Below are 14701 nucleotides of genomic sequence, written 5' to 3'. Positions count from 1 at the left end.
CACACTTTTTGTGCAGCTTAAGAATAAGGGATATCCATGTCTATTCAGTTTACTCAAAGCCGATTAAGGCCGCTCGCCCTTGCTGTGGCGGTCAGTAGTGCTATTACTTGTCAAGTTGCCTTCGCGCAAGAAATGAATTTTTCATTACCAGAACAATCACTTGCTACCTCTGTCGCTGAAATTAGCCGCCAAGGGCAAATCCAATTGCTCTATGATAAAGGCCAATTAAGTGGCTTACGCGCACCTGCATTGTCTGGCAACTACTCCGCACAAACCGCATTACAAAAAATACTCATCGGTAGCGGATTAGAGTTAATCAATGAAAATGGTGTTTTCGTTATTCGTCAGCAAAATTTAAACCAAGGCACATTGGTATTACCAGAAACCCAAGTCTCTGACGTTGTTCAGAACCACCCTGCGACAGATGTGATATCAGCACCGCAATACGTGACGTCTGAAGAAATTAGCCAAAGAAATACGGGTGATGGCAATATTACGGATTTGATGAAAACTAACCCTGCTGTCCAATTTGCCAATAATGACAGCAACTCAATGAACCAAGGGGAAATCAAACCTTCCCGCATCTCAATTCATGGTTCAAGCAGTTACCAAAATGCCTATCGCCTTGATGGCGTAAGCTTTAACAACGATTTTGACCCTGCAGACAACGGTCTCGGTGAAACTTCAACCCGCCTGAGCAGTAGCGACCAAGGGATCTATATCGATAGCCGCCTTATCGACAGCATGACAGTGTATGACAATAACATTCCAGTCGAATTTGGCGGATTTACGGGAGGAACAGTGGAAGTCAATAGCCGTCGCTGGCAAGGGGAAAATAGCGCTCACGCCTATTACCGCTTAACCCGTTCCGGTTGGAATAATTTGTTCCACGATTCATCGCAAGGGATTGATACCACCAAAAATGATACCGCCAACCCAGCTCGTTTCCAAAACCGCTATGATAAAAATGACTTTGGTGGCTGGTTTGAATTAGGGGTGAGTGAAAATTCAGGGTTAGTTTTCTCCGCTTCACGTCGTAGTTCGACGATCCCGATGACGCTCGCCAATGATGGTGCCGCAATGATAAATGGCGATGGCGAATTGGAAATGACAGACGGTCTAACTGGAAAGAAAGATCAAAAAAGGACTTCTGATAACTACTTTTTGAAATATACCATTGATCTCTCTGATAAAAGCTCCTTGGACCTTTCGGCAAACTATGCTGACTATGATAGCCGCTTATTTACTTCTACTATCATGAATTCAGGTTATGACAGCACACATAAAGGTTTAGGTTTTACAGGCGTTTTCAAACACCAATTTGAAGTTGGTCAGTTAGAGCTAACAGCAAGTACTCAGCAACTAAAAGATGAGCGAGCCAATGACCAAAACTATTATGTCGAAGTTCTCGCAATGGACTCTGACTATAACTGGGATAACCGGAAATACCTACGTAGTGGCGGACAAGGTGATTTAATCTCTGAACAAAATAGCCAAACAGCAAAAGCAGTTATGAGATTCACCTCAATTGAAGATGGCTTAGGTATTACGCATAACCCAACTATTGGTAGTGAGCTCAGCTATACTAAAGGGACATATAAACGAGATAGTGATTTTTATCGTTATAACTATTCAGGTGTCATTGATAAAAATGATTATTGGAATGGTCAACTTACTAATATCACTCGGTTCCAAGCTGGTAAGCACTCCGCAGATTATACTAACTACGCATTATTTCTCGATGACAACTTACAATATGGCAAATTGACACTGCGACCTGGCATTCGTTTAGATCGTGATGACTTTGTGAGCCGCACATATATTGCCCCTCGACTTTCCGGTTCATATGACATTTTCGGCGACAACTCAACGTTATTGATTGCGGGTGCTAACCGTTATTATGGCCGTTCAATGCTAACCTATGCCTTATATGGTGCACAGAATGCAGGTATGCAAAACTGTAATTGGGGCTGTTCATTAGATCCAAGTTTAAATGATTGGGATAATAAAAAAGATTACGAAGGTATCGATTCACTAAAAACACCGTATAACGATGAACTTACCCTTGCTTTGCAACAAGAAATCCTTTCAACCACATGGCGTTTACAATATGTACACCGTGAAGGGTATGACGAAGTCAGAACTCGTACCAAATATGACACCCGTGATGCCGATAAACGCAGTATTCGCATGTATGACAATGGCGGTCGTAGCTCACATGATACGGTGACCCTTTCCGTTAATAACAGCCAACCTTGGGAGTGGGCAGAAGCTTCCCATGTCATGACAGCATCACTCACATGGCAACAAACTGAAAGTAATACACCAAAAGATTCTGGCTATAACTCATTCGACCCAGCCAATAAGGTTAACCTCAATAAGGTTTGGTATGACGGCAAAATTATTGACGCATCGAAATTGCCATCAACCAGCTTTAACTCTCCGTTCAAATTTAACTTAGAACTGACCAGTGTTTGGGACGATTATGATCTAACGTGGTACAACCGCTTACAATGGTGGGGGGCTCGAGACCAAGCAGTTCGCTACGACAACGCCTATGCTGTCGACCCTGAATATGGACAAGTGCGTAAGTACACCAAGCAGCATTTCTCCAGCAAATATACGTGGGATACCCGCTTAGGTTGGAAGCCTGACTTCGCCCATGGTTTTGGTTTCTCAGTCGAAGTGAACAATATTCTTAACAATAAAAATGTTGCTGACCGCTTTGTCTTTGAAGACCGTGTATTGAAGTCCTACGACCCGGGCCGTCAGTTCTGGTTACAAGTCAATTACGACCTGTAATTCCCAGCAATGTGAGCAATAAAACTCGTTAAACAATTAAAACAACAAATGAATAAAACGTCATGAAGACACTGAAACAATTTTTCTATTTAGTAAAACCTTTTTGGGGGCAGCGTGCTGCCCTTTTGTGCTGGATACTGCTGTTTGCCTCGCTTGGGCTCACGTTGTCATCCGTCTGGTTCAACGTCAAAATGAACATGTGGAATGGGGATTTCTATAACGCCCTACAAAAACTCGACGGCCAAGCGCTGTATGGCTTATTGCAATACTTTGTTGTCTTAGTCAGTGGGCTGATATTTGTCGTTGTTATGGGTAATTACCTAAAACAAATGCTCATTATCCGCTGGCGCAAAGGCATGACTGAGCAAGTACTCAGCCGTTGGTTATCGCCCAACAGCAAACATTACCTCTTAAGATTAACGTCTCAAGAACCCGATAACCCAGACCAACGTATCGCTGAAGATATCCGTTTACTGATTGAATCAACATTAAATTTAGTGGTGACATTCCTCCACTCAATGCTAACGCTGATTTCATTTGCCGCCATTCTTTGGACATTGTCTGGCAGCCTGTCGTTTAATTTTGCCGATAGCGACTGGACCATCCCCGGTTATATGTTCTGGGCTTGTATCATCTACACCCTCATTGGTATTGCGCTTACCCAATGGATAGGTTTTCCGCTACGTCGCTTGCATATGGATAAACAGCGCCGCGAAGCGGATTACCGTAGCTCGCTAATTAATTGCCGCCAACACGGTGATGCCATTGCGGGGCAGCGTGGCGAAACCCAAGACAGAAAAGAGCTAATGGGGCGATTTGGAGAAATCATCGCCAACTGGAACCGTCTGATCCGTTGTGAACGAAATTTATCTTTCTATACAGTGGGTTACCAGCAAGTTACCGCTTTAGCGCCTGTATTACTCGCACTGCCTAAATTCCTTGCGGGTGAAATTATGTTAGGTGGATTAATGCAGCTACGCCAAGCTTTTACCAGTGTTGCCACTTCATTGGGCTGGTTTATTTTTGCTTATAAAGAAATTGCCGCATGGCAAGCAACAGTATCGCGTTTATATAATTTTGTGGTTTTATTGGAAAACGATAACAAAGCCGTGGTGACTATCGACGAAAAATCGCCACCTCTGGTCGCTAAATTGTCCGTTTCTACTGCTGACAACCGCTGCTTAATTAATTCCGTGAATATAACCGCCAAACAAGGCGAACTAACCTTGATTAGTGGCCGTTCTGGTGTTGGTAAATCGACTTTATTACGCACACTCAGCGGGCATTGGCCTTTCTTCAACGGGACTATCAGCCGAACAGAAAAAGTCATGTGGATCCCACAGCGCCTCTATTTACCCATTAGTCGGCTTGATAGCTTATTGGCTTATCCCAAAGCGGCGTCCCAATTCAGCCAACGAGATTTTCAATATGCCTTGACGTTAGTCGGTTTAGAAAAGCTGCATCATCAATTAGCACTCGAAACCGATTGGAATAACCGTTTATCTGGTGGAGAACAGCAGCGCATTATGTTTGCGCGTTTATTACTCAACCGGCCAAAACTGCTTTTATTAGACGAAACGACCTCAGCCCTTGATGAAACTAGCGCACTAGAGCTGCTCGCTTTATTGAAAGCTGAATTACATGACAGCGCCATTGTTTTGGTTAGCCATCAGAGCTTCGTGACTCAATTTGCGGAACAACACATATTACTCGTGGAACCTGCGAGTGAAAAATTCTTAAATACAGGAACGCCTGAATATGCTTCGTAAAATTACCTTTGCCACACTGATTGGTATTCTGCTCGCTGGCTGCGCAGGCAGCACATCTGTGAGCAAAAATTCAACTTCACTATTACCCGTACGCGGTGACCTTCAGCACTATCAACTCGAAAATGGGCTGCAAGTTTACCTTCTACAACGTAATCAACCCGGGGTTGAACTGCGTTTATTGGTCAGTAGCGGTTCATTACAAGAAAATGAACAACAGCTTGGTCTCGCGCACTTTACTGAACATATGGCGTTTAAAGGCACCAAACATTTTCCGGGAACAACGGGGTTCAAACAGCTTGAACACCAAGGGCTTAAACTCGGTAGCCATGTGAATGCCATTACGAGTTTAAATTCCACGCTATATAAATTATCACTCCCTGAGGCTACAGCAGCACAAGTCGCCACTGGCTTACAGGTAATGGCAGATTGGGCGTCAAATATGACATTTGACCAAGAAGCCTTTGAAAAAGAACGCCCTGTGATTGTCGAAGAGTGGCGCTTACGCCAAGGGATGGGCTATCGCATCAACGATAGTTTAGAAAAATTACGTTACCACGGTAGCCGTTATGTCGATCGCAACCCCATTGGTTCATTAGATGTGGTACGTCATGCCCCGATTGAGCAGGCAAAAGATTATTATCAAACATGGTACCAACCTCAGCGGATGTCACTATTGATTATTGGTGACTTCAATAGCTCATCAGTACGCAATCAGGTTGATAATTTATTTGCACTCCCTAAGCCCGAAAAAGTGGCAGAAGATAACCCGCAATGGAAGCAATTTGCCCATTCAACCAATATGTTAGTGCAAGGTGTGTTTGATAAAGAGCAAGGGGCGCGTTATGTGCAATTCGCCTTACAAAAAGATGTTAGCGCACCGCTAAATACACGCTTAGGGCAGTCAGACGATTTACTGGATAACCTCTGGTTAGCCATTTTAAATCAACGTTTTTCCGTTATGGTGGATAACGGTATTTTGCCGTCAATTAGCATCAATGAACAAGGCGCAATGTTAGATAACCAGCGCTTACAACAGTTGATGATTATCCACCCGAAAGGTAATGATTACCAAGGTGCCACCGAGATTTTATTCACAGAGCTACAGCGCCTTGCCACTGAGCCAGTTACCCAAGAAGAACTTGATTCAGCAAAGCAAGCGATGTTGAAGAAATTCAGCCTGCAAGCTGCTTCAGAGCAACGTTATAGTAATGAATATTTAGCAGGACAGCTGACAACCGCGCTTGAATATGACATGCCAATGTGGAACAAACGCCAACAGTTAGATAACAGCTACCAATTGATGAAATCCGTTAAGCCACAGGACTTACAACAGCATGTCGCTAAATTCCTACAAACCGCGTCCCCACGTTTAGCATTAATTGGCCCCGATACTGATGCCGCGGCAATTGATAAATCGGCATTTAATCAACAATGGCTTAAAATACGCCAAAGCACACCGGGGCCATTTACACTGCGCTCCAAAGCAATTCAATTGCAATTACCTCAATCCATAAAAGGTAGTATTGTTGAGCAATCTAAGCTGCCCGTTGAAAAAACGGAACATTGGACATTAAGCAACGGCATTCAGGTGATTGTTAAAACAGATAAAAACCTGAAAGATGACATTCAATTTAACTTGCAATTACCGGGCGGCCGCTCGTTAGAAACGCTGCAAACGGCAGGTTTAACCGACTGGGCATTAAAATTACCGGAAAGCAGCGGTTATGGAAACTACAGCGCTCGCGATCTGGCTCTGCTGGCAAAGCAAAACCAAATTAGCGTTCGCCCATACAGTGAATTGCTCACGCATGGTTTTCGTGGGAAAACCCCTGCCGATAACCTCGAAACGGCTCTACAGCTACTCAACCTGAAGCTAACAGCGCCGCAATTTAGTGGTGAAAAGTTAGAGCAACAAAAACAATCGTTTGCTTTAAACTTATCCAAAACCCCCGTAGAACGCACGTTCCTTGATAATATCAATCAAGAAAGCTATACCCATGGTGAATTTTTAGTGATCAATCCACAGGGTAGCTGGCAACAATTTACGGCTCAGCAGTTACAACAAGCCAACCGTCAATTACTCACCTCAACAGCAGATATGACACTGGTCATTACAGGTGCAATGAATAGCCGTGAGCTAAAACCGCTGTTAGAGCAATGGGTTGCATCACTGCCACAAAGTAACCAAAAACTGGTATCCCACGACCAAGGGATCATGCCCAAAATGGCCAGCTTTAATAAAACTTATCCCATCAGCAGCAGTGATAAAAGCATGGTAAGCATTCAATTCGCTTCACCTGCAGTGTGGAACCAGCAAGACAGCTTAGCTATTCAACTTATTGATACCATTGTGAGTCAGCGTTTGCGCGGTGAATTACGTGAAAAAGCCAGCGGCATTTATGCATTAGGCTTCTCGCAGATGTTAGCGAAGAAACCGCAACCTTATTACCTCGCTCGCTTGAATTTCACCACCTCACCTGAACGAGCCGAAGAAATGACGCAAATCGCCCAAAAAACGATTGGACAAATTCGTCAAACAGGTGTGAGTGAAAAAGAGCTAACCGAAGCGAAAAATATTTGGCTAACAGAGAACTCACAAGTGACGGATAGTTCAAGCTATTGGACTGAGGCTCTAGCGCAGATTGCCAGCGATGATGGGCAATATCAGCGTTTAAACCAAGAGCAAGATATTATTCGCCAGTTAACGGTTGAAGATATTAACCGCTTGGCTCGTCAATACTTAGGGCAAAATTCAAAAGTATTTATGATGACGCCTTGATATGAGTAAAAATTAGCCCGTAAATACAACGGGCTAATTTGTCTATTTTCACATAAATAAAATTAACCATTAATTTTTGGAAAATAGCCTTCGTATATTATTAATCATTCGACTGAATACATGTGAAACTATTTTTTTTAAACTCATATCCTTCATTAACTCTTCTGGATCTCTATTTTTTTCAGGTTCCAATAACTCTATCTTACTTGCAACACTGAATTTTTCATTTCCCTTCAATTCTTTCACTCTATCCATTGAATAAACGTTTATGAAATTATTAACCTTATCAGCAATGTTTTTATGAGTATAACGTGATACTTTTCGTATTAACTCGGATGAAGACTCAAAAATATCTTCAATTGGTTCTTTTTTCAAGTAATCTATAATTGCCATTTTAAATTCATTGTATTTACGTGGTGTAATATCCTGTAATGAACTCACGGAATTTATGGCACACCAGATTCGGTCCATCGGAACTTTATTTTCTCTAATATATAATTCATTTCTGTCTAAAAATTTATTGATAATATTATTTATTTTTTCACAAACCAATTTATTGTCGTATTTTTTTAGTATTTTCTGTGCATCGAACATTTCTTTTTCAAATAGATAGGGGGTTTCACTTGACTTTAATTTATTAAATCTCGCCTTAATTTTAGACTCAATCAAGCTTAATGACTTATCCGAGATTCCATTAAAAGGCACTTTAATTTTAATCGCTTCCTCTATCGTATGACTAGCAAGGATTTTTTGAAACTTAGGTTCTTTTTCACTTGAACTCGGCTGGTTTAATTGATTTTTTCTTATTGAAAGTTCATTTATAAAACCACTTACCTTCTCATCAACCACTTCATTCCCCAGTTTAGCAACCACATTTTCACAATGTTTCATCTTTTTTATAATTACATCATCTGTAGCATTACCCTCTAGTGGCGTAGTTTTTTTTATTGAACCATTAGGTAAATCACCACTACATGACTTTTGAATAACCTTTTTATCAAGAGTATCTTTTTTTTGCTCTATTTTGATTTTTCCAGTAGAAAGTGATTGATTAGGAGGTAGAGAAAAATAATTTTTACTTGCTTCGATACCTTTATTAAAATACTTATTAATTTTATACTTCGCTTTTCCGTTAGCCTTATTTACTTTACCCCATGCCTCTGTTATTTCCTTCATTCCATCAGCATTCGTACTATTCTTTAAACTAACTATTTTATCTATTATCAGATGGCTAGATCCCTCATAGAAGCTATGTTTGTTGATAATGTTATCTACCATATCACTCAGTGAAATTGATGGGTCCGTTTGCTTTGTAACATGATCATGATGTCTTAGGGCTTTAAAGATCTTCATGTTAGGTTTCCTATTTTAGGTAAGACACACAAAAATAATATATAAGCCAATAAGCTTTCGATATCAGATAGCGATTTCCTCAATAATTTTTAAATACAATCAGTAAAATTTAGTGCTACTACTCGATTTATATGACTTTGCTAAGTTGACATAATATGTTTTTGATGTGATTAATATATTCTAGAAACGACAATGATGAGTAAAGTAATGAATAACATAACCATCCGCAGAGCAACGCTGGACGATGTACCAGCCATCACTAAAATGCACGCTGACTATTCTGCGTATGCCAACACCTTACAACTGCCTTACCCAACAGAAAAAACATGGGAAGCTCGCCTCGGGGAAAATGATCCTCTCGTCACCCAGTTTGTTGCCACCATTGGTGAGGAAGTTGTCGGTTTGCTTGTAATTAGCCAACCAAGCCAAGTGCGTCGTCGCCATGTCGCCACCTTCGGCATTACCGTTAGTGAAGCCCACCAAGGCAAAGGCATTGGCTCACAACTGATGCAAGTGATGGTGGATTACTGCGATAACTGGTTGAATGTACATCGCATAGAACTAGAAGTGTTTGCAGCAAATGGCAGTGGCGTTGGGCTGTATGAGAAGTTTGGCTTCGAACAAGAAGGCCGCATGAGAGATTATGCATTTCGTGATGGGCAATATGTTGATGCAGTGATGATGAGTCGGATAAAAAGTTAGTCTTAAAAAGACCATGGTAGTTGCCAGCATAGTGGTGCTACCTTAAAGTAATCTCCATCTTATCCACTTAATCTAGGTAGCCCATGAAAACGCAAAATAATTTCACTGAGACGCAAAATAAGGCAAACCTACAACAAGATTTCCCCCTTGCTATCAAACAAAGCTCTGACGCCAAATGGAAAGAAAAAAATAGAACAAACATTGATAACTTTAATGAATTTGAACAACAAGCAGGGCTATTTACTGATGATCATGAGTATGGGGTGATTTAATGCCTCAATATGCTGTTTATCGTAATAAATCAATCAGGTCGAAAGACCAATATCCTTATCTTATTGATATCCAAAATGACCTACTGAGTGACTATCACTCACGTGTTATCATGCCTATATCGCCATTATCGCATAACAATTCACAAGTTAAGGCTCTAACCCCTGTGGTTTATATTAATGGTATTCACCATGTAATTATCACTAAATCCATAACCACTATTTCCATTAATAAACTTAAGCCACGTGACCTCGTCTGTATCATCCCGAATGTTCATGCAAAAATTATTTCGGCTGTTGACATGATCATTTCGGGGATTTAGAGTTTTTATTTCACAAAAAATGCCACTCAATCGGTGGCATTTATAGCATAATGAAAACATCTAACGATTATTTATCGCCTAACAACACTGAATCCAGTGCAATCTCAATCATCTCATTGAACGTGGTTTGACGTTCTTCTGACGTAGTTTGTTCGCCAGTTTTGATATGGTCAGAAACGGTACAAATCGTTAATGCACGCGCACCAAACTCAGCCGCAACACCATAGATACCCGCAGCTTCCATTTCAACGCCCAGAATGCCGTATTTTTCCATCACTTTGAACATATCAGGGTCTGGTGAGTAGAATAGGTCTGCTGAGAACAGGTTACCCACACGGACATTCACGTTTCTCGCTTTTGCCGCTTCAACCGCATTATGGACTAAGTCATAGTCTGCAATCGCTGCAAAATCATTTTCTTTAAAGCGTTGACGGTTAACACGTGAATCAGTACAAGCGCCCATACCAATCACAACATCACGCAATTTCACGTCATCCATAACTGCGCCACATGAACCCACACGAATAATCACTTTTACACCGAAGTCAGTGATCAGCTCTTTCGCGTAAATAGAGCACGAAGGGATCCCCATGCCGTGACCCATTACAGAAATTTTACGACCTTTATAAGTCCCTGTAAAACCTAACATGCCACGCACATTATTGACTTGGCGAACATCCTGAAGGAAAGTTTCAGCGATGTATTTTGCACGTAATGGGTCGCCTGGCATCAGAACGACATCAGCGAAATCACCCATTTCTGCATTAATATGTGGAGTTGCCATGATTATTTCCCTTTAAATGATTAAATATTTTTAAGTTAATAAGGTGGTTTCCCACCTTATTATTAAAAAAGTATGACGGCAAAGCCTTGCCCATTACTTTTAATTCCCCGCCATTACCCTAAATAATTTGAGTTGTAGCTAGGCGGCAAAGAAAATCATCCCTATGAGCATACATCAGTATGTGATTAGGGTGATTTTGTGCAGCCAACACCGCTACAGCTCAAAGTATGACGGGTAATGGGTGTTAGAGCATTGGTTTACCATAATCCATCGGCGACAAATCAAAGTACTTAGCCACTGTCTGCCCAATGTCCGCGAAGGTTTCGCGATGACCTAATGAACCTGGTTTCACTTTCGGGCCATAAACCAACACAGGAATGTGCTCACGGGTATGGTCAGTACCTGGCCAAGTTGGGTCACAACCGTGGTCAGCCGTTAAAATTAGAATGTCGTCTTCTTTAACTAATTTCATCAGCTCAGGTAAACGGCGGTCGAATAATTCTAATGCTGCGGCATAACCGGCCACATCACGGCGGTGGCCATATGCAGAGTCAAAATCCACAAAGTTAGTGAAAACGATAGTGTTGTCACCCGCCAGTTTCATTTCTTCAACAGTGGCATCGAACAGCGCATCAATGCCTGTGGCTTTGATTTTCTTAGTGATACCTACGTGAGCGTAAATATCCGCAATTTTACCGATAGAGACGACTTCACCTTGTTTTTCATCAACTAATTTTTTCAATACCGTTGGTGCTGGTGGCTCTACCGCTAAGTCATGGCGGTTACCTGTACGTGTGAAGTTACCGGCCTTGTCACCAACAAATGGACGCGCGATAACACGGCCAATGTTATAACCACCTTTGGTTAACTCTTCACGCGCAATTTCACACAACTCATACAGTTTATCTAAGCCGTAAGTTTCTTCGTGACACGCAATTTGGAATACTGAGTCAGCAGAGGTATAGAAAATAGGTTTCCCTGTTTTCATATGCTCTTCACCCAGTTGATCAAGGATAACTGTACCTGATGAATGACAGTTACCTAAATAGCCCGGTAAGTTAGCTTTCTCAACTAAAGTGTCCAACAGTTCTTGTGGGAAGCTGTTTTCTTCATCAGAGAAATAACCCCAGTCGAATAGCACAGGCACACCCGCAATTTCCCAGTGGCCTGATGGCGTATCTTTACCCGAAGAAATTTCGCTCGCATAACCATATGCGCCAATAATTTCTGCTTTAGGATCAAGGCCCGCAGGGAATGAACCGCTTGATTCCTCTCCTGCTTTACCTAAACCTAATTTTGTTAAATTCGGTAAATGCAGAGGCCCTTTACGGCCAATATCCGCTTCGCCGCGTGCGCAAGCATCTGCAATGTGACCCAACGTATTTGAGCCTTCATCACCAAATTTATGTGCATCGTGTGCAGCTCCGATCCCAAAGGAATCCAAAACCATAATAAATGTGCGTTTCATATTTTTCTCCTGCGGTATTTTTAAATACGATATACCACTAAAATCTATTTGTATTATTCGCTGATTTGGCGATAAACCATAGGTGTCGCTTCAGGTGCCTTGTCTCCAATCACCATCGCTTCGCGCACTTCCTTCGCCGCTTCTTCCCACGCTTTTTCACTATTTGCATGGATAATTGCCAGTGGCGTCTGGGTATCCACTTTGGCACCTAACGCAGCGATATCGCTTAAACCAACGCTATAATCAATTGGGTCTGTCGCTTTACGACGACCACCACCTAAAGTCACGACAGACATACCCAGTGCACGTGTATCCATTTGCGTGATAATACCGTCTTGAGGTGCATAAACGGCTTTGCTCAGCACGGCTGTTGGCAGATATTTGTTGTAGTTTTCAACAAAATCAACAGGCCCTTTTTGAGCGGCAACCATGCGACCAAACACTTCTGCCGCTTTACCATTATCTAATACTGCTTGTAATTTTTGGCGCGCTTCTTCGCGGTTTGCAGCTAATGAACCAGACACTAACATTTCTACGCATAATGCCATGGTAACTTCATAAAGGCGTGGATTACGGTATTCACCCGTTAAGAATTGAACCGCTTCACGTACTTCAACTGCGTTACCTGCACTGGATGCCAACACTTCATTCATGTCAGTCAATAATGCGGTCGTTTTACAACCCGCCCCATTGGCTACTTTAACAATAGACTCTGCTAGCTGTTCTGACTTCTCATACGTTGGCATAAATGCACCAGAGCCGACTTTAACGTCCATCACTAGAGCATCAAGGCCTTCAGCCAGTTTTTTGCCTAAAATTGAAGCCGTAATTAGCGGAATTGAGTCCACTGTCGCGGTAATATCACGGGTCGCATAAAAACGTTTATCAGCAGGCGCCAATGAGTTAGTTTGCCCAATAATTGCCACCCCGACATCTTTGATAATGTCACGGAAACGGACATCATCTGGGAAGATATCGAAATTAGGGATCGCTTCAAGCTTATCTAATGTCCCACCAGTGTGGCCTAGACCACGGCCTGAGATCATCGGTACATAGCCACCACAAGCTGCAACCATTGGACCAAGCATCAGTGAAGTCACATCACCCACGCCGCCCGTTGAGTGTTTATCAACTAATGGGCCGTTGAGGTTGAGTGATTTCCAGTTCAGAACCGTTCCTGAATCACGCATTGCTAATGTCAATGCAACACGCTCAGGCATGGTCATATCATTAAAATAGATAGTCATTGCCAATGCAGCAATTTGACCTTCTGAAACTGAGTTATCACGAACTCCATTGATAAAGAAACGAATTTCTTCTTCACTTAATGGCTTACCATCGCGTTTTTTACGGATAATTTCTTGTGCCAGAAACACAATATGCTCCTTTAAAGTCGAATTTATCGGCTAACAATATTGCGATAATTAATAGCTGCTGCTTGATTTTTTAACGTCAAAACCCAGCGTATTTAATAAATTTGCTAATAAGCTAGAAGCCCCAAAACGGAAGTGGCGGCTATCAGCCCAATTGTCACCTAAAATTCGTCCCGCTAACGCTAAGTATTCAGCGGCTTCTTCTGCGGTACGTACACCACCAGCTGGCTTAAAGCCCACTGTTTTTTCAACGCCCATATCATGGATGACTTGCATCATGATTTCTGCACTTTCTAAAGTTGCATTAACAGGCACTTTACCCGTAGAGGTTTTAATAAAATCAGCACCCGCTTTAATCGAAATTTCAGACGCTTTACGGATTAACGCTGCATCTTTTAATTCACCTGTTTCAATGATCACTTTCAACAACACATTGGCAGCTGCACAAGCGTCTTTACAGGCTTTCACTAAGTCAAAACCAATTTGTTCATTACCGGCAATCAGTGCACGATAAGGGAAAACAACGTCAACTTCATCTGCACCGTAAGCAATCGCCGCTTTAGTTTCAGCTAATGCGATATCAATATCATCGTTACCGTGTGGGAAATTTGTGACCGTTGCAATACGCACATCTGGAGTGCCTTGTTCACGTAATGTTTTACGTGCAATTGGAATGAAACGAGGGTAAATACAGATTGCTGCCGTATTGCCTGCTGGGCTTTTCGCCTGATGACACAGTGCGATGACTTTTGCATCGGTATCGTCATCATTTAAAGTGGTTAAATCCATAAGGGACAGCGCGCGTTGTGCGGCCGCTTTTAAATCAGTCATATAACTCTCCAACGTTGTTAATTCTTCAGAACGACACGTTCTTTGTTGGCGAGCGGGCTTGGTTCCTTAAAGATGCTAGTCGGATGCTTTCCGAACTGAGCAGCTGAGATCCTTCTCACCGCATCATGCCCTAGAGTCCTAGACTCTGAGAACTAGCAGTTCCATAGCAGCTTACTAATGCCTATTTGACCATGGAATGATGCCTTTTTATGTGCTACAAATCACATTAATCGACTGAATGTTACATT

At 42.1% G+C, this 14701-nt stretch carries 11 protein-coding genes; 6 read left to right on the top strand and 5 right to left on the bottom strand.

The window, feature by feature from the left end:
- Nucleotides 1-36: 36 nt before the first annotated feature.
- The 3 genes from CYG50_RS01715 to CYG50_RS01705 all read left to right on the top strand — a co-directional run bounded on the left by CYG50_RS01715 (nt 37) and on the right by CYG50_RS01705 (nt 7350).
- Entirely contained in the window at nt 37-2802 is a 2766-nt protein-coding gene (locus CYG50_RS01715; protein WP_102138946.1) for a secretin and TonB N-terminal domain-containing protein, read from the top strand.
- A 62-nt stretch (nt 2803-2864) separates the two neighbouring features.
- Nucleotides 2865-4571: an ABC transporter ATP-binding protein/permease gene (locus tag CYG50_RS01710; protein WP_102138945.1), complete on the top strand. Its 1707-nt coding sequence runs from the start codon at nt 2865-2867 to the stop codon at nt 4569-4571.
- Nucleotides 4561-7350, top strand: coding sequence for a M16 family metallopeptidase (locus tag CYG50_RS01705; RefSeq protein WP_102138944.1), 2790 nt, complete (start codon nt 4561-4563; stop codon nt 7348-7350). Before CYG50_RS01710 ends, CYG50_RS01705 begins: the two co-directional genes overlap by 11 nt.
- A 69-nt stretch (nt 7351-7419) precedes the next feature.
- On the opposite strand, the gene CYG50_RS01700 is transcribed toward CYG50_RS01705, so the two are convergent.
- Complete coding sequence (locus tag CYG50_RS01700; protein WP_102138943.1) at nt 7420-8703, bottom strand: hypothetical protein; 1284 nt, start codon at nt 8701-8703, stop codon at nt 7420-7422.
- 207 nt (nt 8704-8910) lie between these two features.
- On the opposite strand from CYG50_RS01700, the gene CYG50_RS01695 reads away from it, so the two are divergent.
- The 3 genes from CYG50_RS01695 to CYG50_RS01685 all read left to right on the top strand — a co-directional run bounded on the left by CYG50_RS01695 (nt 8911) and on the right by CYG50_RS01685 (nt 9997).
- Nucleotides 8911-9405 carry a GNAT family N-acetyltransferase gene (locus tag CYG50_RS01695; RefSeq protein ID WP_168222820.1) on the top strand — a complete coding sequence of 165 codons (495 nt, stop codon included), beginning with the start codon at nt 8911-8913 and terminating at the stop codon, nt 9403-9405.
- An 83-nt stretch (nt 9406-9488) separates the two neighbouring features.
- Entirely contained in the window at nt 9489-9677 is a 189-nt protein-coding gene (locus CYG50_RS01690; RefSeq protein WP_102138942.1) for a type II toxin-antitoxin system CcdA family antitoxin, read from the top strand.
- A complete protein-coding gene (locus CYG50_RS01685) occupies nt 9677-9997 on the top strand; it encodes a CcdB family protein (protein WP_102138941.1) in 321 nt (106 codons plus the stop codon). Before CYG50_RS01690 ends, CYG50_RS01685 begins: the two co-directional genes overlap by 1 nt.
- Before the next feature lie 67 nt (nt 9998-10064).
- Here CYG50_RS01685 and deoD read toward each other — a convergent pair whose 3' ends face one another.
- The 4 genes from deoD to deoC all read right to left on the bottom strand — a co-directional run bounded on the left by deoD (nt 10065) and on the right by deoC (nt 14453).
- The gene (deoD, locus tag CYG50_RS01680; protein WP_004914779.1) at nt 10065-10781 is read right to left on the bottom strand and encodes a purine-nucleoside phosphorylase; all 717 of its coding nucleotides are present in this window, start codon (nt 10779-10781) and stop codon (nt 10065-10067) included.
- 244 nt (nt 10782-11025) lie between these two features.
- The gene (gene deoB / locus CYG50_RS01675) at nt 11026-12249 is read right to left on the bottom strand and encodes a phosphopentomutase (RefSeq protein WP_102138940.1); all 1224 of its coding nucleotides are present in this window, start codon (nt 12247-12249) and stop codon (nt 11026-11028) included.
- Between the two features lie 53 nt (nt 12250-12302).
- Complete coding sequence (deoA, locus tag CYG50_RS01670) at nt 12303-13625, bottom strand: thymidine phosphorylase (protein ID WP_102138939.1); 1323 nt, start codon at nt 13623-13625, stop codon at nt 12303-12305.
- Nucleotides 13626-13673: 48 nt separating this feature from the next.
- Nucleotides 13674-14453 (bottom strand): deoxyribose-phosphate aldolase, encoded by a 780-nt coding sequence (deoC, locus tag CYG50_RS01665; protein WP_102138938.1) that lies wholly within the window; start codon nt 14451-14453, stop codon nt 13674-13676.
- Between the last annotated feature and the right edge of the window lie 248 nt (nt 14454-14701).

The organism is Providencia huaxiensis, from assembly GCF_002843235.3.
GTDB classification, from domain to species: domain Bacteria; phylum Pseudomonadota; class Gammaproteobacteria; order Enterobacterales; family Enterobacteriaceae; genus Providencia; species Providencia huaxiensis.
This window is presented reverse-complemented; position numbering and strand designations above follow the sequence as displayed.

What these genes read in the sequence shown, in the direction of transcription:
- CYG50_RS01695 (WP_168222820.1), top strand. Translation starts at nt 8,911, where the DNA reads ATGAATAACATAACCATCCGCAGAGCAACGCTGGACGATGTACCAGCC.
- deoB (WP_102138940.1), bottom strand. Translation starts at nt 12,249, where the DNA reads ATGAAACGCACATTTATTATGGTTTTGGATTCCTTTGGGATCGGAGCT.
- CYG50_RS01690 (WP_102138942.1), top strand. Translation starts at nt 9,489, where the DNA reads ATGAAAACGCAAAATAATTTCACTGAGACGCAAAATAAGGCAAACCTA.
- CYG50_RS01700 (WP_102138943.1), bottom strand. Translation starts at nt 8,703, where the DNA reads ATGAAGATCTTTAAAGCCCTAAGACATCATGATCATGTTACAAAGCAA.
- deoD (WP_004914779.1), bottom strand. Translation starts at nt 10,781, where the DNA reads ATGGCAACTCCACATATTAATGCAGAAATGGGTGATTTCGCTGATGTC.
- CYG50_RS01685 (WP_102138941.1), top strand. Translation starts at nt 9,677, where the DNA reads ATGCCTCAATATGCTGTTTATCGTAATAAATCAATCAGGTCGAAAGAC.
- CYG50_RS01715 (WP_102138946.1), top strand. Translation starts at nt 37, where the DNA reads ATGTCTATTCAGTTTACTCAAAGCCGATTAAGGCCGCTCGCCCTTGCT.
- CYG50_RS01705 (WP_102138944.1), top strand. Translation starts at nt 4,561, where the DNA reads ATGCTTCGTAAAATTACCTTTGCCACACTGATTGGTATTCTGCTCGCT.
- deoC (WP_102138938.1), bottom strand. Translation starts at nt 14,453, where the DNA reads ATGACTGATTTAAAAGCGGCCGCACAACGCGCGCTGTCCCTTATGGAT.
- CYG50_RS01710 (WP_102138945.1), top strand. Translation starts at nt 2,865, where the DNA reads ATGAAGACACTGAAACAATTTTTCTATTTAGTAAAACCTTTTTGGGGG.